This window comes from Myxococcus sp. MxC21-1, from assembly GCF_032612255.1.
Lineage (GTDB): Bacteria > Myxococcota > Myxococcia > Myxococcales > Myxococcaceae > Myxococcus > Myxococcus virescens.
On record NZ_CP123278.1, the window covers coordinates 1,396,587 to 1,417,214 of the forward strand.

A 20,628-nucleotide genomic window follows, 5' to 3' on the forward strand; every position below is an offset into this window, starting at 1 on the left:
GGGATGCTGCGGGCTTCCGGGGGCTGTCTTCACCGGCGCGCCGCCTTGGCCTGCGTGCGGGGTGATTCGCGGGCGCTGTCTTCACGGGCGCGTCGCTTGGGCCCGCTGCGGGATGATGAGCGCGAGCCCGGCGCGCGCCATGGGCCGCGGACCGTCATTTCCGCTGCGTGTGACAAGGGCCGCTGAGATGGCACGAAATGCCCACTCACACGGAGCCGCACGCAGGCGAGCGCACCGTGGCCGACGTTGAGTGTGCCGCCGCTCCTCCGTACCGTGTCAGTTCCATGCGCCGTTGGCTTCCGCTCGTTCTGCTGCTGCCTGGAATCGCCTGCACGCCGCCTCCCGGCCCGGAGGACACCTCGCCCGATGCCTCCCTGGCGAGAGTGACCGCGCCCCGGGGCGCGGAGGAACGCGGTGACACACCGAGTGTATCTGTGTCGGCATCCAGGGCCGCGCCGTTCGACGGCGGCGCGGGCCCAGGGACGCCAGGGGACGGCGTGGAGGTCCGCGCACCTCACGCCGATGCCAACGCTCCTGGGGACCTCCCCTCGGATGCCCGGCGCACGGCCGCGGATGCGCTGTTCGCGGCGTGGCAGCGCACCGCGGCGGATGCGGGGACTGACGGCGGCGTTGATGGTTCGGCCGAGGCGGCGCTGTCTCCGCCGCGCCGCACGCATGACGATGGGGCGGCCGAGGCGCGCGACGAGGTGCCGGCGCTGACCATCGACCCGGCCCTGGACGACCTTGCCCAGTCCGAGGAGGAAGAGGACACGCCGGGCGGAGAGGAACTCCCCTGCCCGAGCAGCTCACTGTCATCCCGGACGAACTGCACCCGGGCGAGGAGCTGGTGCTCGGCCCGGACGGCGAGCCGCTCGAGGACACGGGGCTGGTGCTCGAAGACGTCGACCCAGGACTTGCGCCCGTGAGCGGCGCGGAGGACGGAGGAACGTACGCCGTGCCCTTCGCTCCGGACGCGGGCTCGCTGCGGGTGCGCCGCTCCATCGTGGTCCGCCAGGAGCCTCGGCAGGACGCACCGGCACTGGGCACCGTGGCGCAGGACATGCGCGTGCGCTGGCAGGGCGAAACGGCGGTGCGCGGCCCGGACTGCGAGGCGTGGATTCAGATTGAACCGCGCGGCTGGGTCTGCGAGCGCTACCTGGAGCCCAACTTCCGCGAACCCGCGTGCGCGAACTCCCCAAGCTGCGCGAGGGCGAGCTGACGCCCGGCATCTACGCCCGTGTCGTAGGCAAGCGCGTGCGCGCCTATCCCAGCCTCGCCCTGGCGCGCGCCCGGCGGAAGGGCGTGCTGCTGAAGGGCTCCGTATCGGTGCAGCTCCGCGGGCAGGTCCGCATCCGCCGCAGGACGTACTGGCGCACCACCGACGGCCAGTACCTGGAGGCGCGGGTGCTGCGCGAGTACCGGCCTTCCTCCTTCGAGGGCGTGAACGAGGAGGCCATCGCAGAGCTGCCGCCGACGTTCGCCTGGGCCCAGTCCCGCACGCGTCCCTCCGCCGCCGTGGAAGTGCGGACCGCGCCAGACGCGCAGGCCGCCCGCGAAACGGTGCTGCCTCCACGCACGCTGGTGGCCGTGAAGGAGCTGTCCGAGGACGGCCACTGGGTGAGCATCGCGGAGGACCAATGGGTGGCGCGAGACGACCTGCACGTCGCCTGGTTTTCACACGCGCCGCCGCAGGTGGAGCCCGGCTCCCGCTGGCTGGACGTGGACCTGGATGCCCAGGTGCTGGTGGCCTACGAAGGCGAGCGGCCGGTGTACGCGACGCTCATCTCCTCCGGGAAGCAGGGCACGGACACGCCGGAGGGCCTGTTCCGCATCTGGATCAAATTCGCGGAGGCCGACATGACAGGCAGCGGCACCGCCGGCAACGACACCTACCGCGTGGCCACGGTGCCCTGGACCATGTTCTTCCAGGACGACTACGCGCTGCACACGGCCTACTGGCACGACCGCTTCGGCCAGCCCATGAGCCACGGCTGCGTCAACCTGTCGCCGAAGGACGCCCGAGCGCTCTATGCCTGGGCCGCGCCGCAGGTGCCCGTCGGTTGGTCCATGGTCCACGCGACGGAGGACGCGCCGGGCTCGTGGATTCGCATCCGCGGTCAGGCCCGGCCGACGGGCAAGCCGCGCAAGGTGGCGGTCGCCGCGACGCGGGGGCGCGCCGTAGCGGTCAGCTCACCACGGACACGGTGACGCGGCGCCGGTGCGGCGAGGTCCGGTGCTCCCAGACGTAGACGCCCTGCCACGTCCCCAGGTCCGCGCGGCCGTCCTTCACGGGGATGTTCAGCGCGTTCTGCGTGAGGACGGTGCGCACGTGCGCGGGCATGTCGTCCGGCCCCTCCGCGTCATGGACGAAGAGCGGGTCCCCGTCCTTCACCAGCCGCGAGAAGAAGGACTCCAAATCCTGGCGCACGTCCGGGTCCGCGTTCTCACACAGCAGCAGGGACGCGCTCGTGTGATGAAGGAACACGGTGCACAGCCCCTGGCGGGCGCCGCTCTCCGCGACGGCGCGCTGGACGTCCGCGGTGATGTCGGTGAAGCCGCGGCCCCGGCTGGACACCGTGAGCTCCTTCGCGTGGAACATGGCTCAGCGTCCTCCCAGTCGCGCGGCGAGGAACGCGGCCAGGGCCTCCAGTTCCTCGGTGACGATGGCGTGCGGCATGTCGTAGGCGTGGAAGTCCACGGTGAGGCCCGACGCCACGAACAGGTCCCGCAGCCGCTCGGCGCTGTCCAGGGGAAGCAGCGGATCGTAGCGCCCGTGGGCCTGGAACACGGGCAGCCCCGTGCGGCCCTGGGCGCGGGGGCGCCACTCCGGCTCCGACGTCAGCGTGCCGGAGAGGATGCACAGCCCGGCGGGCGGCTCATCCAGGCGCAGGGCCACGTCCGTGGACACCATGCCGCCCTGACTGAAGCCGCCCAGCACGATGCGCCCGTAGGGCAGCTTCATCGCGGCGCAGAGCGCGTCCACGGTGCTCATCAGCGCCCGGCGCGCGGCGGGCATGCCCGGCGGCACGTCGCGCGCGAACTGCTCCCAGTCGCGCTGCTCCCCCGCATCACTGCGTCGGGCAGGGGAACCAGGCGCGTCCTCCGTGCGCCCAGGCCATGGGCCCGCCGGGGAAGACGAACCGCACGCGGTCCGCCAGCGCCGGCTGGAACGCCATCAACTCCGGCCCCAGGGGCACCAGGTCGGTGGCGGGCGCGCCCAGGCCATGGGAGAGGACGACGACCAGTTCGGGCGTCGCGCCCTCGGGGAGCGCGTCGATGACGTGGCAGTCCAGCTCACCCAGCCGTGTGGCCACGTGGCGCAGGGCGCGTTCCATCGTCAGTTCCCGCTGCCGGCCGGGGCCTGGTCGCTCATCGCGATCTTCTGGATGACGACCGGCTCCAGGGGCTTGTCGCGCGGGTCGCGCTGCACGTTGGAAATCTTCTCCACCACGTCGTAGCCCGACACCACTTCACCGAAGATGGTGTGACGGTTGTTGAGGTAGTCCGGCGTGGAGGTGGTGATGAAGAACTGGCTGCCGTTGGTGCCGGGGCCGGCGTTGGCCATGGCCAGCAGGCCCTTCTTGTTGAAGGTCCGGCCGCTCTGGAACTCGTCCTCGAAGCGGTAGCCCGGGTCGCCGCGGCCGGTGCCCGTGGGGTCGCCGCCCTGAATCATGAAGCCCGGAATCACCCGGTGGAAGATGACGCCGTCGTACAGCGGCTTGCCCTCCACGCGCTGGCCCGTCTTCGGGTCCGTCCAGGCCTTCTCGCCCGTGGCCAGGCCCACGAAGTTGGCCACCGTCTTGGGGGCATCCTTGGAGAAGAGGCGCACGACGATGGCGCCCTGGTTCGTTTCGAGGGTGGCGTAGACGTCCTGGCCCGCCTGGACCTTCTTCGTCCATTCACCCGAGGCGGCCTCGGAGGGGGCGCCGCGGCCGGCACCTCGGCGGCGGAAGGCGCCGTGGGCTTCGCCGGCGTCGTCGCGGAAGGCGGGGTACCACCCCCCATGGATTCCTTCTTGTCGGAGTCCTTGCAGGCGGTGAGGGTAAGGCAGAGGAGGACAGTCGTCAGGAATTGGGTCCGCATGGCGCGCGGACCTTAGCCCCTTTTCCAATGGATTCCAGGGGCTTACGGGGTCATCGGCCGGCATCTGTCAGATACCGGGAGTGAAAATCGGTAAAGTCTGTGAGTCTGGACGCAACAAAGAGCCAGAAAGCCCGATGATCCGGGTAACGCTACAAAAAAGCCCTTCAAGTTCCCGTAGGAGCACACTCCATGGCGCCTCCGATTCGCCGCAATGAGCCCCGTCCCGTCCCGCCGCCTCCCGTGACGGCGCGTCCGACTCCGCCGCCTCCGCCGCCTCCTCCTCCGGCGCGCGCGGAGGCCCGTCCCGGGCAGTCCGACCGGTTCGAGGACGCGCACAACCGCGTTACGCAGGCCGCCACGGGGCTCCGCTCTGTCTCGGATGCCGCTGTCGCCACGCAGGTGCGTGACGCCTTCGGGCCCCGCCGCTTCGGCCCCGTCAACCTGCCGGGTGGCAATGGCCCCGTCGTCGAAGGGGCGAACACCCGCCTCGCGCGCGGCGCCGGTGCCGTCAGCCTCGCGGCCAACGTGGCGCAGCTCCCCACCGGAGCCATCGAGACGTTCCGTGACGTGCGCGATGCGCTTCGCAACCCGACCGAAGCGAACGTCCGTGAGGCGGTGGGCACCGCCTCGGGCACGCTCTCCACGGGGCTGATGGCGGCGCGGGATGGCCTGAGCCTCGCGGGCAATGTCAGCAACTACCGCGCTGCCACCGACGCGGCTCGCACCGCCTTCACCGCCGCGGCCCCGGAGGCCTCGCGTGCCGCCGCCAACCGCGTGGCCACCACCGCCGCCAACACCGCGCTGGAAGGTGCGTCGCGTCAGGTCGTGCGCCGCGCGGCCGCCGAGGTCGCCGAGCGCGGACTCGAGGGCGCCGCCCGCACCGCTGGCACCGCCGCGCGCGCCGCGGTGCAGGGCGGTGGCACCGCGGTGGCGCGTGCCGCGGGCCGCTTCACCCCGGGCCTCAACGTCGCCATCGCCGCGGCGGATACCGTGGCGGCCGTGAACACCATCACGGACCCCAACGCTTCGGCTGGAAAGAAGATTACCGCTGGAGTGACGGCGCTGGGGTCCATCGCCGCCGCGACCAACATCCCGGTCGTGAGCCAGGTGGGTGCGGCCGTCTCCACCGTGTCCGGCTTCATCGGCTCCTTCTTCTAGGAAGCGCCGCGTCGTCAATCTCAACGCTCCGGGGGGCTTCGGTCCTCCCGGAGCGTTGTGCTATCCGAGGGGGACGGAGCGAGAGACCATGACGACCCATGACGATTCGCAGGGCGGTCGTAAGAATGCCCGTTCGCTGGCCGAGCTTCATGCGCTCGGCATCATGAAGAAGATGCCGGCGGCGCTGCAGCTCGACAGCACCGAGCCGGTGGAGCTTCCCACGGTGGAGGCGCCTTCCCTGGAGGGGGTGTCGGTGGCTCAGGTGGCGCCTGCGCCATTGACGGAGCAGGAGCTCGTGGACCGTTTCGATGCGCTCCGTCGCCAGCACGCAGACGTCCGCGAGCGTCAGCCGGGCGAGGATGTGGCGCTCGAGGACGACGCGCTCGTGGACGTGCTGGGCTTCGCCAACAACCGGCTGATGCCCTTCTCTGTCCGGGAGAACTGGTGGGTGCGCGTCGCGGCGGACCCGGGGCTGCCCGGCTTCTTCGAATCACTGGCGGGGGCGAAGGTGGGTCAGTCGGTCGGCATCGAGCTGACGCTGCCGGACACCTATCCCGTGGAGGCGCTGCGGGGGCAGCCGGCCCGCTTCCTCGTGAGCGTGAAGGCGGCGCGAGCGCTGAAGTTGCTGGACGATGACTCGCCGGAGTTGCTGTCACGGCTGGGCATGGGCTCCATCACGGACGTCATGCGCAAGCTGGGGGACGAACTGGCCCAGGAGCGGCTCGCCGACGTCGACCGGTTGACCCAGGAGCGCGTCATGGACGTGCTCGTGGACCGCACGCCGGTGGAGCTGTCCGCCGCGCTGGTGGACGAGGAGATTCGCCAGCGCTGGGCGGAGGCCGAGCGGCCCATCCTCCAGCGCAAGGATTTCCAGCCCGACGAGCTTCAGGAAGCGCTGGAGGGGTGGCTGCAGGATCCGCTGACCCGCATGGATGCGGCGTACCGCATCACGCTGGCGCTGGTCCTGCGAGCCATCGCCGAACGCGACGGCATCCAGCCGGACCGCGCGGCGACGGACGCCATGCTGGAGGACCTCGCGAACCTCACGGGCGTCAACCGGCAGGAGCTGGGCGTGGCGGTGAAGGAGGACGAGGCGCTGGCTCGCCGCCTGTACGAGATGGCGCTGCGCTTCTCCACCATCGACCACGTGATGAAGAAGGTGACGCTGACGCCCGCCGCGGCGTGAGGCTCAGCGCGCTTCCAACGCCAGGGCGACCATCACCTCGGTGAGGTCGCCCGGGTGGTAGCGGACCAGGCCCGGCAGGCCGCGCAGCGCGGCCTCCGCGTGGTCCATGTCGTGCAGCCGCACCACGCGCGCGCCGGGCACCTCCGCGTCCACCGCCGTCACCATGCCGTCCGCCTGGTACCCGTAGCGCTCGTGCAGGTAGCGCTGGAGCGGGTACAGCGTGGAGGTGCGCGACAGCCGCGAGGTGGCCAGCGACACGGTGGGGATGTCGGCGGGGTAGGGGTGCTGCTGGATGAAGGCCTGCCGCTGGGGATAGGACAGCTCCTCCACGGAGCGGGACACGCCGTGGAACAGCAGCGGGAAGGCGAAGTCGATGAGCCGTCGGAGCCGGGGCGTGGTGGCCAGGTCGTGCGCGATGGATGAGCCGCCATACGGCGCCTGGAGCGTCACCACCGCGCGCACCACGTGGCGCAGCTCCGGGTAGAGCGCCAGCGTGGCGGTGCACTCCACGCCGCCCTTGCTGTGTCCCACCATCACCACGCTGCGGCCGAAGTACTCCGCGTCGCGCAGCACCTCGCGGAGCACCGCCACGTTGTCCGCGAGCAGCCCTTCGGTGTCCACCGCGGCCTCGCGCACGCTCAGTCCCCGGCGCTCCAGCCGCTGCACGTTGTCCAGCAGGTAGCCGGGCAGCTCGTCTCCCAGCATGCCGCGCACCAGCACGTATTGGTGGCGCCGGGCCTCTTCCGGCAGCACCGGCAGCCCCTGGCGGACGCGCGCGAGCAGCGCATGGAAGCGGGGCGTGAGGTCCTCGGGGGGAGGGACTGCGCCGCCCGCTTCAGCCAGCCGGCCATACCCGCGCAGCCAGGGCCCCACCAGCGCTCGGCGGGAGGCAGTCCGCGCAGCGTGCGAGCGAGCCGGGTGATGGCGCTCGGGGCTGGGGCGGGGGGGGACGGAGCGTGTGGGGCATCGGTCTGCGACGGCGTCATCTTGGAAGGCAGCGTACCGGGAAGCCCGAGGCGGGCGCCAACGAGGTGCTGTTCGTTCCAGGGGGTGACATGAGGCCGGACGGGAGGGAAGGCCCGTGATAAGACGTCCGCGGACGGGAGGATTTCGAAGCTGACCACCGGACAGGAATGGCTGGTTGACGCCAGCGGCTGCGTGCCTGGCAGCCTCAAGGACGCGGCGGCACTGGCGGCGCTCTTCGAGGAGCTCATCGTCGTGCTGGACCTGAAGGTCGTGGGCCAGCCGCAGTGGCACGTGTTCCCGGAGCCTGGTGGCATCACCGGGCTGGCGCTGCTGGCCGAAAGCCACCTGGGCATCCACACGTTTCCGGAGCACGGGTTCGCCGCGCTCAACGTGTACTGCTGCCGTGAGCGCCCGCGTCCGGACTTCGAGGCGCTGCTGGCGCGCCATCTGGGGGCGACGGCGTGCGTGGTGCGTGAGCTGAAGCGAGGGGTGACGGCGTGACGCAGGGGAAGTGTCCATCGTGCGGTGCGATGGTGGAGTTCACCGCCGGGTCGGCGCAGGTGGTGGTGTGCGGCTACTGCCAGACGGTGGTGGCTCGCAAGGGCCTGGACTTCGAGTCCCACGGGAAGATTGGCAGCATCGTCCCCACCGATTCGCCGTTGCAGCTCCGCGCGGAGGGGCGCTACCGCAAGGTGGCGTACACCATCGTCGGTCACCTGCAGAAGGACCACGGCGCGGGGCCGTGGGACGAGTGGTACGTGGAGTTCGCGGACGGCCGCACCGGGTGGCTCAGCGAGTCCGAGGGCGCCTTCCACCTGATGTTCGACATGGGGCCCGAAGAGGGCGTGGTGCTGGAGGACCTGCACCCGGGAGAGCGGCTGCACCTGCGCAACCGCGCGTGGGTCATCGAGGAGCGTGGCCATGGCCGCGTGGTGGCCGCCGCGGGTCAGCTCCCCAGCGACGTGGACCCCACGCAGGACGCCTGGTACGTGGACGCCACGGGCCCCAAGGGCGCCTTCCTCACGCTCGACTTCGGCACGCGTGGGCACTCGCCCGAGGTCTTTGTCGGCGAGGCGCTGAAGCTGGAGCAGCTGGGCATCCCGGCCGGGCAGCTCCGGCCCCGCGTGCGCAAGGTGGAGCTGCAGCAGGCGCGCTGCACGCAGTGCAATGGCAACCTGGACCTGCGCGCGCCGGACAAGACGCTGCGCGTGGCGTGTCCCTACTGCGGCGCGCTGCTGGACGCGCGCCAGGGCAAGCTGTCCTTCCTGCGCATGCTGGAGAAGCCGAGCCGGCCGCTCATCATCCCCCTGGGAACCAAGGGGAAGCTGGATGGCGCGGAGTGGATCTGCATCGGCTACCTGGAGCGCTCGTGCACCGTGGAGGGCGTGCGCTACCCGTGGGAGGAGTTCCTCCTCTACAACGCGTCGCGCGGCTTCGTCTGGCTGATGAACTCCAACGGCCACTGGGTGTTCCTGAAGCCGCTGCCCGCGGGTGACGTGTCGCTGTCGCCCGACGTCGCCGCCTTCTATGAGCACCGCCGCTACAAGTGCTTCCAGCACGTCACCGCGGTCACGGACAAGGTGTTGGGGGAGTTCTACTGGACGGTGAGGGTGGGCGAGCGGGCCGAGGCGTCGGAGTACGTCGCCGCGCCGTACTCGGTGAACGTGGACGCCACGGACGACGAGGTGTCGTACACCCACGGCGAGTACCTGGAGCCCGAGGTGGTGAAGGAGGCCTTCGGCTTGAAGGAGCCGATGCCTCAGCGGGAGGGCATCGCCCCCAGCCAGCCGAACCCGCACCAGTCGGGCCTGCGCTCCGTCTTCGTCTGGACGGGCCTCTGGGTACTGGCGTTGTTCGTGCTGTCGGCCGTGCTGTCCTTGACCGCCGCGAAGACGGTCGTCCTGGAGGAGGCGGTGGTGGTACCGCCGGATGCCGCGCCAGGCACGCCCGCGGCCATGCACTTCAGCGAGCCCTTCGAATTACCCAAGCGCGGCAACATGCGCGTGGAGATCAGCGGCACGCCCTTCAACGAGTGGCTGGGCATCCAGGGCGACCTGGTGAACCAGGACACGAACGACGTGGTCCTCTTCTACGAAGAGCTGAGCTACTACCGCGGCAACGACGGCGACGGCGAGTGGACCGAAAGCAACATGTCCACCAGCACCTACCTGTCGCCGGTGCCCGCCGGGAAGTACGCGCTGCGCACGACGGCGAGCTTCGCGGCGAACCCGAGGCGGCCGCGGCCCATGACGTACCGGGTGAAGCTCATCCACGACACGCCCAACTCGAGCTGGTTCTGCTTCGCGCTGGGGCTGATGGTGGTGGGGCCGGTGGTGGCGTTGTATCGCTCGCACAGCTTCGAGACGCGGCGCTGGGCGGAGAGCAACGTCTAGGTTTGAGTCGTCAAACGTGACGGAGGCGCGTCATGAAGTGGTTTGGAGGACTGGTGCTGCTGGGCTACGCGGCATTGACGATTTCGGGCTGGTCCCCCTTCACGAAGGAAGAGCGGGACAAGGTACCGGGCAACGTTCGGCGTGGGCCGGGCGGCGTCCTGCTGTGGACTGGCGGCTACATGGGAGGGAAGTGATGTTGTTACTTGGCGTGGTGGTCAGCGTTCAGGGTGTGCTGGCGAGCATCATCTACTCGCTCATCGGATTGGCGGTGTTCGTGGCGGGCTTCTATGTCATCCGCCTCATCATGCCGTTCGACGTGCACAAGGAGCTGGAGGCCGACCAGAACACGGCGGTGGGCATCGTCATCGGTTCCTTCATCATCGGTCTGGCCATCATCGTGGCCGCGGCCATCAGCGGATGAAGGCGCGCGCCGCGCGCCCATGCCTGTGCGAAGTGAAGTGACGCCGTGAACAAGACGCTGCTGTACATCACCGTCATCGTCATCGCGACGTGCGGGCTCATCTATGAGCTCGTCGTCGGGGCGCTCGCGAGCTACCTGCTCGGCGACTCCATCACCCAGTTCTCCACTGTCATTGGCGGCTACCTGTTCGCCATGGGCATTGGCAGCTACCTGTCGCGCTACATCGAGCGCGGGGTGGCGCAGCGCTTCGTGGAGGTGGAGCTGGCGGTGGCGCTGCTGGGCGGCATCTGCGCGCCGGTGCTGTTCCTCACCTTCACGCTGACGGACCTGTTCCAGGTGGCGCTGTACGGCAGCGTGATTGCCATTGGCGCGCTGGTGGGCATGGAGATTCCCCTCCTGCTGCGCATCCTGAAGGACCAGGTCAAGTTCAAGGACCTCATCAGTCAGGTGCTGTCGCTGGACTACGTGGGGGCGCTCGCGGCCAGCGTGGCCTTCCCGTTGCTGCTGGTGCCGAAGCTGGGGCTGGTGCGCACATCCCTGCTGTTCGGCGTGCTGAACGCGGCGGTGGCGCTGTGGAGCACCTGGCTGCTGGCGCCGCTGTTGGGCAACCCGCTGCGGCTGCGCGTCAAGGCGGTGGGCCTGACGGTGCTGCTGCTGGCGGGCTTCGTCATGGGCGACCGGCTCACCACCTTCTACGAGGACCAGCTCTACGCGGATGACGTGGTCCACGCGTCCAGCTCGCCGTATCAGCGCATCATCCTCACGCGCGGCAAGCGGGGCTTCTCGCTGTTCCTCAACGGCAACCTCCAGTTCGCCAGCCTGGACGAGTACCGCTACCACGAGTCCCTGGTGCACCCGGCCATGGTGCGCGCGGGCAAGGTGGAGAACGTGCTCATCCTGGGCGGAGGGGACGGCCTGGCCGCGCGGGAAGTGCTGCGCTACCCGGAGGTCCGCTCCGTCACGCTGGTGGACCTGGACCCGGCGATTACGGGGCTGGCGACGAACTACGGGGAGCTGGCGAAGCTGAACCGCCACGCGATGACGGACCCGCGGATGCGGGTGGTCAACGGGGACGCGATGCAGTTCCTCTCCGAGGGCGGCGCGCAGTACGACGTGGTGGTGGTGGACTTCCCAGACCCGAACAACTTCGCGCTGGGGAAGCTGTACACCACGGGTTTCTACAAGCTGCTCAAGAAGCGCATCGCGCCGGACGGCGTGGCGGTGGTGCAGAGCACCAGCCCGCTGTTCGCCCGGCGCTCCTTCTGGTGCGTGGAGACGACGCTCAGGGCCGCGGGCTTCTGGACGGAGCCGTACCACGCGCTGGTGCCGTCGTTCGGTGAGTGGGGCTACGTGCTGATTGCGCACGAGCCGCCCGCCCGGAACCGGCCGCTGCCCGAAGGGCTGCTCTTCCTGGACGACGCGACGATGGCGTCACTCACCCAGTTCCCTCCGGACATGGGGCCCTTGCCCGTGGAGGTGAACCGGCTGAACAACCAGGTGCTGGTGCACTACTACGAGGCGGAGTGGCAGCGGTGGAACTGACGCGGCGGGAGCTGGTCGCCGCGTTCCTCGGTTCCGCGGTGGCGGCCAGTGCGTGCCGGAAGTCGGGGCCGCGGGAGCGTGTCCCCGGCGCGGTGGTGGACCAGGCCGTGGAGCTGGGGCACCGGCTGCGCGGCGGGCCGCTGCCCCGCGCGGACATCGTGGAGCCCGTGGAGGTGCTGGTGGTGGGCGCGGGCGTGGCGGGCCTGTCCGCGGCCTGGCGGCTGGCGAGCGCGGGCGTGCGAGGCGTGCGCGTTTTGGAGCTGGAGGCGGAGCCAGGAGGCACGTCTCGCTCCGGGCACAACGCCATCTCCGCGTACCCATGGGGCGCGCACTACCTGCCGGCGCCGCTGGAGGACCGGGGCCCTGTCGTCCGGCTGCTGCGGGAGATGGGAGCCGTCACCGACGTGGATGACGCGGGCCGGCCGCGCTTCGAGGAGTCGCTGCTCATCCACGAGCCGGAGGAGCGCTTCTTCTACCGGGGCCACTGGTACGAAGGGCTCTACCTGCACGCGGGCGCCAGCGCGGAGGACCTGGAGGAGCTGCGGCGCTTCGAGGCGCGGATGAACGGCTTCGCCTCCGCGCGAGACGCGAAGGGGCGCCGGGCCTTCGCGGTGCCCTCCGGCCTGTCCAGTGACGACGCCGAGTGGACGGCGCTGGACGCGCTGAGCATGGCGGCCTGGATGGAGCGCGAGGGCTTCCGCTCCGCGCGGCTGAAGTGGGTGGTGGACTATGCGTGCCGCGACGACTTCGGGACCACCGCCGAGCATGTCTCCGCCTGGGCCGGCATCTGGTACTTCACCGCGCGGCAGGACGGGAATGGGGAGCGCAGCGAGGGCTATCTGAGCTGGCCCGAAGGCAATGGCCGGCTGGTGCGGCAGCTCGTGTCGGCGCTGCCGAACGGCGCGGTGGAGCGCAACGTGCTGGTGCACACCGTGGAGCCCGTGGAGGGCGGCTGCCGTGTGGACGCACTGGAGGCGGGCTCGGGCAAGCCCCGGGCCTTCCTGGCGCGGCAGGTGGTGCTGGCGTGTCCGCGCTTCATCGCCGCGCACGTGGTGGCGCCGTGGCGGCGGGAGCGTCCGGCGTGGCTGAGTGGCTTCGCGTATGGGCCGTGGGTGGTGGCGAACCTGACGTTGTCGTCGCCGCCGCGCTCGCGGGGCTTTCCGCTGGCCTGGGACAACGTCTTCTATGAGAGCCGCAGCCTGGGCTACGTGGTGGCCACGCACCAGACGTTGCGCCAGGACGAGCAGGGCCCCACGGTGCTCACCTGGTACCTGCCCATGGACGGCGCGGACGTGAAGGCCGAGCGGGAGAAGGCGCTGTCGGCCCGCTACGCGGACTGGGAGGCCCTGGTGATGGCGGACATGCTGCCCGCGCACCCTGGCATCGCCGGGCAGGCGCAGCGGCTGGAGGTCCAGCGCTGGGGCCACGCCATGGTGCGGCCTGCACCGGGCTTCATGTGGGGGCAGGCGAAGCAGGCCGCGGGGGAGAGCCTGGGGAACTCGCTGCACTTCGCGCACTCGGACCTGGGCGGCATGGGGCTCTTTGAAGAGGCGAACTGGTTTGGCGTGCGGGCCGCGGAGCGCGTGCTGGCGGAGCTGGGCCGGCGTGAGGTGAGCTGGCTGTAGCCGCCGGCCGCCGCGTTCCATTCCATGCGCCCATGGGGGCGTTCTTCTGACGCGGTGAGCGCCCTTGGCATGCGGTGTTCCGCCTGCTCGTGCCCGCCTGAAGGACAGGGGGCATTGTCGGTCCCCATGTGCATCTCCCTCCACGAGGGCCCGCGGCACGTTCATTCCCGCGCGTCCTCGTGGAGGCCGCGCCATGTCGCTCAAGGAATACCTTCCCGGAACGCCATTCCCTGGTGTCATCGGCCGGACGGATGAGGAGTCCTCGCCTGCCTGGCCCGCGCCGCTGCGCGCGAAGCCGGGGGCACCCAACGTCCTCTTCATCGTCCTGGACGACACGGGCTTCGGTCAGCTCGGTTGCTATGGCTCGCCCATCCGCACGCCCAACCTGGACCGGTTGGCGAAGGGCGGGCTGCTCTACAACAACATGCACACCACCGCGCTCTGCTCGCCCACGCGCTCGTGCATCCTCACCGGCCGTAACCACCACTCCAATGGCATGGCGGCCATCACCGAAATCTCCGTGGGCTACCCCGGCCGCAACGGCACCATCCCCTTCGAGAACGGCTTCCTCTCCGAGATGCTGGCCGGGCACGGCTACAACACCTACTGCGTGGGCAAGTGGCACCTCACACCCGCGGAGCAGACGAGCGCCGCGGGGCCCTACTCACGCTGGCCCCTGGGCCGCGGCTTCGAGCGGTACTACGGCTTCCTCGGGGGCGACACGAACCAGTACTACCCCGACCTCGTTCACGACAATCATCAGGTCCGGCCACCGAAGACACCCGAGGAGGGCTATCACCTGACGGAGGACCTGGTGGACCGGGCCATCGGCTTCATTGCCGACGCCAAGCAGGTGGCGCCCGACAAGCCCTTCTTCCTCTACTTCTGCACCGGCGCCATGCATGCGCCCCACCATGTCCCCCGGGAATGGGCGGACCGCTACAAGGGCCAGTTCGACGACGGCTGGGATGCCTACCGCGAGAAGGTCTTCGGGCGTCAGCTCGAGACAGGCGTGCTGCCGCCGGGCACCCGGTTGTCGCGCCATGACCCGGACGTGCAGGACTGGGACAGCCTGTCTCCGGAGGAACGGCGGCTCTACGCGCGGATGATGGAGGTGTTCGCGGGCTTCCTGGAGCACACGGACCATCACATCGGCCGGCTCATCCAGTCACTGGAGGCGAGCGGGGAGCTGGAGAACACGCTCATCATGGTCATCTCCGACAATGGCGCCAGTCCGGAGGGCGGCCTGCATGGTTCCGTCAATGAGCTGAAGTTCTTCAACAACGCGCCGGAGTCGTTGGAGCAGAACCTGGCGGCGCTGGACGAGTTGGGCGGACCGCGCCACTTCAACCACTATCCCTGGGGCTGGGCCTGGGCGGGCAATACGCCCTTCAAACGGTGGAAGCGCGAGACGTACCGGGGTGGCACCACGGACCCCTTCATCGTCCACTGGCCTCGAGGCATCCAGGCGCGGGGCGAGATTCGCTCGCAGTACTGCCACGCCATCGACATGGTGCCCACGGTGCTGGACTGCCTGGGCATCGATCCGCCCACAGAGCTTTGTGGCGTCACGCAGTCACCCATCGAAGGCGTCAGCTTCAAGCACTCCTTCCACGACGCGGACGCGGAGAGCCGACACCACACGCAGTACTTCGAGATGTTCAGTCACCGGGCCCTGTACCACGACGGATGGCGGGCGGTGTGCCCGTTCCCCGGACCGTCCTTCACGGAGTCGCACGAGCCGTTCGGCATGCTGAAGCTCACCGAAGCCAGGCTGCGCGAGTTCGATACGGAGGGCTGGGAGCTGTACCACGTGGCGGAGGACTGCTCGGAGACGCGGAACGTGGCCGCGCAGGAGCGCGACAAGCTCATCGAGATGATTGCCCGCTGGTACGTCGAGGCGGGCCGGTACGACGTGCTCCCGTTGATTACGCCGTCCGTCGCCCTTTTCGCCGTCGAGCGGCCACAGATTTCGCGGGAGCGGGAGCGCTACGTCTACCGGCCCCACACCTCACCCGCGCCGGAGAACGTGGCGGTGCACGTCCTCAACCGCGCCCACGCCATCACCGCGCGGGTGGAGGTGGAGGACGGCGTCGAGGGCGTGTTGCTCTGCCACGGTGGATTGACGGGCGGGTACTCACTCTTCGTCAAGGATGGCAAGCTGCACTACGTCTACAACTTCGTGGGAGAGAAGGAGTTCCACCTGGAGTCCTCCGTGGACGTGCCGAAGGGACACGCGGAGCTGCGCTTCGAGTTTCAGCCCACGGGCACGCCTGACCTGCCCGCGGGCCGGGGCGCGCCGGGACGGGGACGCCTCTTCATCAACGGCGACCTGGTGGCGCAGCGTGACATCTCGGAGACCATGCCGCTGCTCATCAGCCTGGGCGAGGGACTCACGTGCGGCCGAGACGAGAACTCGCCGGTGAGTCAGCGGTACCAACCGCCCTTCGCGTTCAGAGGCGGGACGCTGACGGAGGTGGTGGTGGACGTGTCGGGCGAGCACGTCCACGACGCCGCGACGGAGGCGAACACGGTCATGGCGCGGCAATAGCCGCGTGAGCGGTGGACTGGCCTGGGGCGACGGTGACGATGATGATGTCGGTGCGTCGCCCCAGGGCCAGCAGCTCGGCCGGGCTGGGCACCACCGGGTACCGTGAGCCTCCGCCTCCGACGCCCTGGGGGAAGTACAGCGCCCTTTCCGCCTCCACGTAGAGGACGGGGACGCGGCTCCCCCGGGCCTCGATGCCCGGAGGCGCGAAGACCTGGACGTCGCGGTCAGGGGACGCGGGTGGCGCCGGCGCCGGAGTGCACCCAGCGGCCAGGGCGAACAGCAAGGACAGCCAACGTCGCATGACGGGACTCCTGGCCTCGGCCTGGTGGCCGGGCGCTCGATGGGTTCATGACGGATGTGCGGCGCGGCCGTGGCTCAGGGCGGCCGGGTGACGTCACAGCGCGCACTGGCGCCGCGGGCGAGGTCCTCGGCCACCGAGCGAAGCAGCACGGTGCCCGTGAGGGTGTTGCCTTCGTCGCCAGGCGCTTGCTTCCCCTGCGTGAGCCACGCGGCCACCCGGCCCAGGCTCGCTGCGGTCACGACGTGCAGGCGGACGCTGATGCGCACTTCATAGCGCGCGCCGGGCTCGGGCCTTTTTTCCAAGGTCCACGCCACGCGCTCCAGCGTCAGTGAGGACGGTCCTTCCGGCAAGGGGCGTCCATCCAGCACGTAGGCGCCCTTGGAGAAGGCGAGCACCTGCGTCAGCCGGGCGGTGTCCATTCGCGCGTCGAACCAGACAGTGTGGCGTTGCCAGAGCGTCAGCTCCACCTCCAGCTTCCCCGCCATGCCCAGTCGCACCAACCGGTCCAGCTCGGGCGAGACGAAGTCGAAGGCTTCGGAACGGACCATGACGCGCCGTCCGGCCAACGTGGCGGTGCAGGTGGTGCGCGGCTCTTCTGCATGGACCGTGGGGGCGTGCAGGCCCGCCACGGCGAGGAGCGCCGTGCCGAGCCCGCGTCCCACGTGTTTGCGTGGCCAGTCCATGCGTCTCTAGAAGGTCCGCTGGAAGAGCAGCCGGGCCTCGGGCGTGGCGGTGGCCCGCTCATCCGTGCGCCACGCGACGTCCATCCGCACGTTGTCTCCGAAGTGAAGGCTGGCGCCCAGGCCGAGCCGTGCATCCGTCCATGCGTCATCCGCCCGCACCGTGCCCAGGTCCGCGAAGAGGCCCAGGGCGCTCCAGCGGTACTCCGCGCTGGTGAGCACGGACACGTCGCCGCGGTACTCCTTGAAGCCGAAGCCGCGCAGCGCCGTCCATCCGCCCAGTGCCTCGCGCTTCTGTTCGGGCAGACGGTGGCCCCCGCGGTGCGCACGCGCAGCGACAGGCCGGTGTCCCAGCCGGTGGGCACCTCCATCGCGATGTCGCTCACCAGCTTCCAGAAGCGCGCGTCACCGCCCGCGCTCCCCGGACCGTTGCCCACCTCCAGCGTGAGCAGGCCCCGGAGTGAGGCGCGGCTCTCCCAGTCGCCATCCCGGTCGAAGAGCGACGTCTCCGGCGTGCGGAACAGCGAGCCCACGGACGCGGCGGCGGGCACGTTGCTGGCGTACTCCATGCGCACCACCACGGAGTCGAAGCGGCCCTCGGTGACGGGCGCGTTGGGGAAGGGGGCCGAGTCGTTCCGGAACAGGGAGAAGGGCGGCGTGAAGCTGCGCATCGACTCGTAGCGGTCGTTGCGGTACTCGGCGCCCGCGAGCCAGTCGTCCGCCCAGCGCCAGGTGGCGAAGGCCGTGAGGCCCTTGCGGCGGAAGTAGTCGCGGTCCGGCCGGTTGATGAGGGCCGAGTAGAGCGACGAGTCGATGTCGCCCATCCGCCACCGGTCCAGCGTGTCGGTGAAGTCGTAGACCTGCGCGCCCAGCTCCGCGAGCCCCACCCGCGGTACCTGGAGCTTCGCCCCACCGAGCATGTTGATGCGCCGCTGGCGCTGCGTGCCTTCCGGGTCATCCGGCAGATACTGGCCGCCCCACCGCAGCGGGATGGTGAGCGCGGCATCCACGGTGAGGTGCGCGCGGTCCTTCGCATCCCAGAGGCGCAGCCGCCCCGAAAGACCTGGCGAGAAGCCCGTCACCTGCGTGTGCATCGGAAGCAGGTCCACGTCGAAGTCCGGCCGCCGCGTGCGCAGGTGCACCACCAGCTTCTTGCCCTCGAGGGTGATGCTGTCGGCCGAGTCCACGTCGTCCCACCAGTCGGCGAACTGCTTCCAGTTCAGCTCGAACTCCACCTGCTCCCGGTGGCGCGGCTTCGCGCGCGGTGCTTCCTGCGTGTGATAGGCGCGGGTGCCGTCCGGCTCGCGCGTCTCGATGATGTGGGCGCGCTGAGAACGCGGGCTGTCGGAGTCGTTCGCGTCCGCGGGCTCCAGGAAGGGGAGCCGCGAGGTCAGCCGCCGCACGGCGCGCTTCGCGTCACTGCGGAGGAACACGGTGCCAGGCTTCAGGTCCAGCGCGTCCTGGACACGCGCGGCGATGTCGGCGTCCACGCCGCGCACTTCGATGGACTCGAGCCGGCCTTCATCCACCGTCATCATCAGCTTGCCGTCCGGCGACAACACCGCGGACAGGCTGGCGAGCATGTAGCCGTCGTCACGCAGGCGCTTCAGCGTGCGCTCCAGACCGTGGGCGACGCCGCCCAGGAAGATGCCAGGGTGCAGCGTGCCGCGCTCCAGCCGGGCCACCCAGTCACGGGGCGGATAGCGAGGCGGGCAGGGACGGACGACGGAGAGCGTGCCGCGCCGGGAGTCTACGCGCAGCGTGGCGGTGAAGGACTCTTCGTCTTCGTCCTCGGTGGGGAACCGGTGCGGGAGCCAGAGCAGCTCCTCGAGAATCTCGGTGGCCTGCAGGTCCTGGAGCCCGTTCACCTCCACGGCGGAGACGACGGGGTTCTCCTCCAGGTGGACTTCGAGGACCGCCGGCTGCGGCGCCTCGGCCACGCGCACGCGCGGCTCCACGCGGGCGAACAGCCCCGAGCGAGCGAGCCGCCGGAGGAACAGGTGGACGTCCCTTCCGCTCAGCAGGGCCCCTGAATCCGCACGGGGCGCACCGATGAAGGCGCGCACCTGCGCATCCGTCAGCCAGTGAAGCCCGTGCAGTTCGATGCGGCCGGGCGTGAGCGAGCGCCCATCCACGGCGAGCTGAAGCGGGGCCAGAACGCGGGTGTCTCCCGCGTCGTCGTCCTCGAAGTCGTCGGGGCAGGACTTCTGCGTGTCCGCTGGGGTGTCGCCTCGGGCGTCGGTCGTGGGGGAGCGTGGCTTGCCGCCAGCCTCCTGGTTGTCCGTGGCAGGGGTTGCGCCTTCCGCACGCTCTGACTGCGGGTTGTTTCCCGTTTCACCTTGCGACGGAGCGGCTTCAGCGGATGAGGGCGCGTCGGAGCGTGGCTCAGGTGCAGGGGCTGGCTGCGCGACTGCGAGCGCGGGGAGGAGACAAATGAGGAGCGCGAAGCGGTTCATGCACGAAGGGAGAGCACGGGCCGTTCCACCCAGAGGCGTCGGGCAAGTGCCTGAAAGAACGAGGACCGAGCAGCCAGGTCGATGTCATGGAGACATCCGGATGTCGAGTCGTGATGTGGTACTGACATCGCCAGCGGCGATTGCGTGCGGCCGTCCGGCACCCGCCTGGAGGCGTGGGGGCGTTTTCGGTACCGGGGTCGTGGTTGCGGCTGGTCCGAAAATCGGGGGCAGATCAGCTGCACTCCAGCGGGGCTTCAGGTGACAGGGAGTCCGAGCGCCTTGATGCGCCGGTAGAGGTTGCCCCGGTCGACCTGCAGCAGCCGCGCGGCCCCGGCGATGCTTTCGCCTTCCTGGAGCGCCGCGCGGATGAGCTCGCGCTCGAAGTCCTCCACGTGTTCTCGGTAGCTCTTTTGTCCCAGGGAGGGGCGGCTGGCCACGGCGGTGGCCTGGGACGCGGAGACGAGCTCCGGGCCCAGGGTGAGCGGGCCCTCTCCCCGGAGCAGGTTGAGGCGCTCGATGAGGTTGCGCAGCTCGCGCACGTTGCCCGGCCACGCATAGGCGCGCAGCGAGGTCTCCGCGCCGGGCGCGAGCACCAGTGGCACCTGCGGCCCCGCGAACTCCGCCGCGAAGGCGCGGGCCAGGGGGAGCAGGTCCTCCGGCCGCTCGCGCAGGGGCGGCACCTGAAGGGGCATCACGTTGAGACGGAAGTAGAGGTCCTGCCGGAAGCGGCCCTCCTTCACCGCGCGGGCGAGGTCCTGGTGCGTGGCCGCGACGACGCGCGCATCCACCGGGACGGGCAGGCTGCCGCCCAGCCGCTCCACTTCCTTCGTCTCCAGGACGCGCAGCAGCTTGGCCTGGAGCTCCAGTGGCATGTCGCCCAGTTCGTCGAGGAACAGGGTGCCGCCGTGCGCCTGTTCGATGCGGCCCGCGCGCCGCGACAGCGCACCGGAGAATGCGCCCTTCTCGTGGCCGAACAGCTCGCTCTCCAGCAGGGTGGAGGGAATGGCCGCGCAGTTGACGGCGACGAGCCGGCCCTTGCGTCCCGAGGCGAGGTGCAGCGCCCGCGCCACGCGTTCCTTGCCCGTGCCCGTCTCGCCGGTGATGAGGATGGCGGTGTCGCTGGGTCCCACGCGCGCGATGAGCTGGCGCAGTGACACCATGCCAGGGCTGTCACCCACCAGGTGGCCGGGGCGGGCCAGCGCGTCCAGCAGCCGCTCGCGCTCTTCCTGGAGCGAGCCCAGCGCCAGTGCGTTTCGCACGGCGGTG

21 protein-coding genes are annotated in these 20,628 nt (G+C 70.2%); 12 read left to right on the forward strand and 9 right to left on the reverse strand.

Annotated features, from left to right (window positions below):
• Positions 1-434: 434 nt before the first annotated feature.
• The 3 genes from QEG98_RS06625 to QEG98_RS06635 are packed head-to-tail and all read left to right on the forward strand — an operon-like array spanning position 435 to position 2,208.
• The gene (locus QEG98_RS06625; RefSeq protein ID WP_316566119.1) at positions 435-926 is read left to right on the forward strand and encodes a hypothetical protein; all 492 of its coding nucleotides are present in this window, start codon (positions 435-437) and stop codon (positions 924-926) included.
• The gene (locus QEG98_RS06630) at positions 923-1,219 is read left to right on the forward strand and encodes an SH3 domain-containing protein (protein ID WP_316566120.1); all 297 of its coding nucleotides are present in this window, start codon (positions 923-925) and stop codon (positions 1,217-1,219) included. The genes QEG98_RS06625 and QEG98_RS06630 overlap by 4 nt, the downstream gene beginning before the upstream one ends.
• Positions 1,183-2,208: a L,D-transpeptidase gene (locus tag QEG98_RS06635; RefSeq protein ID WP_316566121.1), complete on the forward strand. Its 1,026-nt coding sequence runs from the start codon at positions 1,183-1,185 to the stop codon at positions 2,206-2,208. Before QEG98_RS06630 ends, QEG98_RS06635 begins: the two co-directional genes overlap by 37 nt.
• On the opposite strand, the gene QEG98_RS06640 is transcribed toward QEG98_RS06635, so the two are convergent.
• From QEG98_RS06640 to QEG98_RS06650, 4 genes are read right to left on the reverse strand one after another with little or no spacing between them, the layout of a single operon-like run.
• Positions 2,186-2,599: a secondary thiamine-phosphate synthase enzyme YjbQ gene (locus tag QEG98_RS06640; protein WP_090484856.1), complete on the reverse strand. Its 414-nt coding sequence runs from the start codon at positions 2,597-2,599 to the stop codon at positions 2,186-2,188. The genes QEG98_RS06635 and QEG98_RS06640 overlap by 23 nt on opposite strands.
• Positions 2,600-2,602: 3 nt before the next feature.
• A complete protein-coding gene (locus tag QEG98_RS41720) occupies positions 2,603-3,016 on the reverse strand; it encodes an alpha/beta hydrolase (protein WP_410477970.1) in 414 nt (137 codons plus the stop codon).
• A gap of 52 nt (positions 3,017-3,068) precedes the next feature.
• The gene (locus QEG98_RS41725; RefSeq protein ID WP_410477971.1) at positions 3,069-3,335 is read right to left on the reverse strand and encodes a hypothetical protein; all 267 of its coding nucleotides are present in this window, start codon (positions 3,333-3,335) and stop codon (positions 3,069-3,071) included.
• Between the two features lie 2 nt (positions 3,336-3,337).
• The gene (locus QEG98_RS06650) at positions 3,338-3,829 is read right to left on the reverse strand and encodes a peptidylprolyl isomerase (RefSeq protein WP_410477972.1); all 492 of its coding nucleotides are present in this window, start codon (positions 3,827-3,829) and stop codon (positions 3,338-3,340) included.
• A 443-nt stretch (positions 3,830-4,272) separates the two neighbouring features.
• Here QEG98_RS06650 and QEG98_RS06655 point away from each other — a divergent pair, with 443 nt between their 5' ends.
• Both QEG98_RS06655 and QEG98_RS06660 read left to right on the forward strand, forming a co-directional pair.
• Positions 4,273-5,241 carry a hypothetical protein gene (locus QEG98_RS06655; RefSeq protein WP_316566122.1) on the forward strand — a complete coding sequence of 323 codons (969 nt, stop codon included), beginning with the start codon at positions 4,273-4,275 and terminating at the stop codon, positions 5,239-5,241.
• 88 nt (positions 5,242-5,329) lie between these two features.
• Positions 5,330-6,427: a peptidylprolyl isomerase gene (locus QEG98_RS06660; RefSeq protein ID WP_316566123.1), complete on the forward strand. Its 1,098-nt coding sequence runs from the start codon at positions 5,330-5,332 to the stop codon at positions 6,425-6,427.
• Positions 6,428-6,430: 3 nt separating this feature from the next.
• On the opposite strand, the gene QEG98_RS06665 is transcribed toward QEG98_RS06660, so the two are convergent.
• On the reverse strand, positions 6,431-7,300 hold the full coding sequence (locus tag QEG98_RS06665; protein ID WP_316566124.1) for a lipase: 870 nt from the start codon (positions 7,298-7,300) through the stop codon (positions 6,431-6,433).
• A 285-nt stretch (positions 7,301-7,585) separates the two neighbouring features.
• Here QEG98_RS06665 and speD point away from each other — a divergent pair, with 285 nt between their 5' ends.
• The 7 genes from speD to QEG98_RS06700 all read left to right on the forward strand — a co-directional run bounded on the left by speD (position 7,586) and on the right by QEG98_RS06700 (position 15,925).
• Entirely contained in the window at positions 7,586-7,894 is a 309-nt protein-coding gene (gene speD, locus QEG98_RS06670) for an S-adenosylmethionine decarboxylase (RefSeq protein ID WP_316566125.1), read from the forward strand.
• A complete protein-coding gene (locus tag QEG98_RS06675) occupies positions 7,891-9,786 on the forward strand; it encodes a DUF4178 domain-containing protein (RefSeq protein WP_316566126.1) in 1,896 nt (631 codons plus the stop codon). Before speD ends, QEG98_RS06675 begins: the two co-directional genes overlap by 4 nt.
• A gap of 32 nt (positions 9,787-9,818) precedes the next feature.
• Positions 9,819-9,980 (forward strand): hypothetical protein, encoded by a 162-nt coding sequence (locus QEG98_RS06680; RefSeq protein ID WP_020478251.1) that lies wholly within the window; start codon positions 9,819-9,821, stop codon positions 9,978-9,980.
• On the forward strand, positions 9,980-10,207 hold the full coding sequence (locus QEG98_RS06685) for a DUF350 domain-containing protein (protein ID WP_002635242.1): 228 nt from the start codon (positions 9,980-9,982) through the stop codon (positions 10,205-10,207). Before QEG98_RS06680 ends, QEG98_RS06685 begins: the two co-directional genes overlap by 1 nt.
• A 45-nt stretch (positions 10,208-10,252) precedes the next feature.
• Positions 10,253-11,749, forward strand: coding sequence for a polyamine aminopropyltransferase (locus QEG98_RS06690; protein ID WP_090484842.1), 1,497 nt, complete (start codon positions 10,253-10,255; stop codon positions 11,747-11,749).
• Positions 11,740-13,374 (forward strand): FAD-dependent oxidoreductase, encoded by a 1,635-nt coding sequence (locus QEG98_RS06695; protein ID WP_316567841.1) that lies wholly within the window; start codon positions 11,740-11,742, stop codon positions 13,372-13,374. The genes QEG98_RS06690 and QEG98_RS06695 overlap by 10 nt, the downstream gene beginning before the upstream one ends.
• Positions 13,375-13,567: 193 nt before the next feature.
• The gene (locus QEG98_RS06700; RefSeq protein WP_316566127.1) at positions 13,568-15,925 is read left to right on the forward strand and encodes an arylsulfatase; all 2,358 of its coding nucleotides are present in this window, start codon (positions 13,568-13,570) and stop codon (positions 15,923-15,925) included.
• On the opposite strand, the gene QEG98_RS06705 is transcribed toward QEG98_RS06700, so the two are convergent.
• From QEG98_RS06705 to QEG98_RS06720, 4 genes are all read right to left on the reverse strand, one after another.
• Positions 15,909-16,226, reverse strand: a complete 318-nt coding sequence (locus tag QEG98_RS06705) for a hypothetical protein (protein ID WP_316566128.1) — start codon at positions 16,224-16,226, stop codon at positions 15,909-15,911. The two genes, QEG98_RS06700 and QEG98_RS06705, sit on opposite strands and share 17 nt — an antisense overlap.
• 74 nt (positions 16,227-16,300) lie before the next feature.
• On the reverse strand, positions 16,301-16,774 hold the full coding sequence (locus QEG98_RS06710) for a hypothetical protein (RefSeq protein ID WP_316566129.1): 474 nt from the start codon (positions 16,772-16,774) through the stop codon (positions 16,301-16,303).
• The gene (locus QEG98_RS06715) at positions 16,684-19,041 is read right to left on the reverse strand and encodes a hypothetical protein (RefSeq protein ID WP_316566130.1); all 2,358 of its coding nucleotides are present in this window, start codon (positions 19,039-19,041) and stop codon (positions 16,684-16,686) included. The genes QEG98_RS06710 and QEG98_RS06715 overlap by 91 nt, the downstream gene beginning before the upstream one ends.
• 575 nt (positions 19,042-19,616) lie before the next feature.
• The gene (locus tag QEG98_RS06720; protein WP_316566131.1) at positions 19,617-20,621 is read right to left on the reverse strand and encodes a sigma-54 dependent transcriptional regulator; all 1,005 of its coding nucleotides are present in this window, start codon (positions 20,619-20,621) and stop codon (positions 19,617-19,619) included.
• Positions 20,622-20,628: the final 7 nt, after the last annotated feature.

Bases quoted from the DNA above. Each gene is read 5' to 3' on its own strand.
- QEG98_RS06680 (WP_020478251.1), top strand. From the start codon at position 9,819: ATGAAGTGGTTTGGAGGACTGGTGCTGCTGGGCTACGCGGCATTGACG.
- QEG98_RS06710 (WP_316566129.1), bottom strand. From the start codon at position 16,774: ATGGTCCGTTCCGAAGCCTTCGACTTCGTCTCGCCCGAGCTGGACCGG.
- QEG98_RS41720 (WP_410477970.1), bottom strand. From the start codon at position 3,016: ATGCCCGCCGCGCGCCGGGCGCTGATGAGCACCGTGGACGCGCTCTGC.
- QEG98_RS06655 (WP_316566122.1), top strand. From the start codon at position 4,273: ATGGCGCCTCCGATTCGCCGCAATGAGCCCCGTCCCGTCCCGCCGCCT.
- QEG98_RS06660 (WP_316566123.1), top strand. From the start codon at position 5,330: ATGACGACCCATGACGATTCGCAGGGCGGTCGTAAGAATGCCCGTTCG.
- QEG98_RS41725 (WP_410477971.1), bottom strand. From the start codon at position 3,335: ATGGAACGCGCCCTGCGCCACGTGGCCACACGGCTGGGTGAGCTGGAC.
- QEG98_RS06700 (WP_316566127.1), top strand. From the start codon at position 13,568: ATGTCGCTCAAGGAATACCTTCCCGGAACGCCATTCCCTGGTGTCATC.
- QEG98_RS06705 (WP_316566128.1), bottom strand. From the start codon at position 16,226: ATGCGACGTTGGCTGTCCTTGCTGTTCGCCCTGGCCGCTGGGTGCACT.
- QEG98_RS06685 (WP_002635242.1), top strand. From the start codon at position 9,980: ATGTTGTTACTTGGCGTGGTGGTCAGCGTTCAGGGTGTGCTGGCGAGC.
- QEG98_RS06640 (WP_090484856.1), bottom strand. From the start codon at position 2,599: ATGTTCCACGCGAAGGAGCTCACGGTGTCCAGCCGGGGCCGCGGCTTC.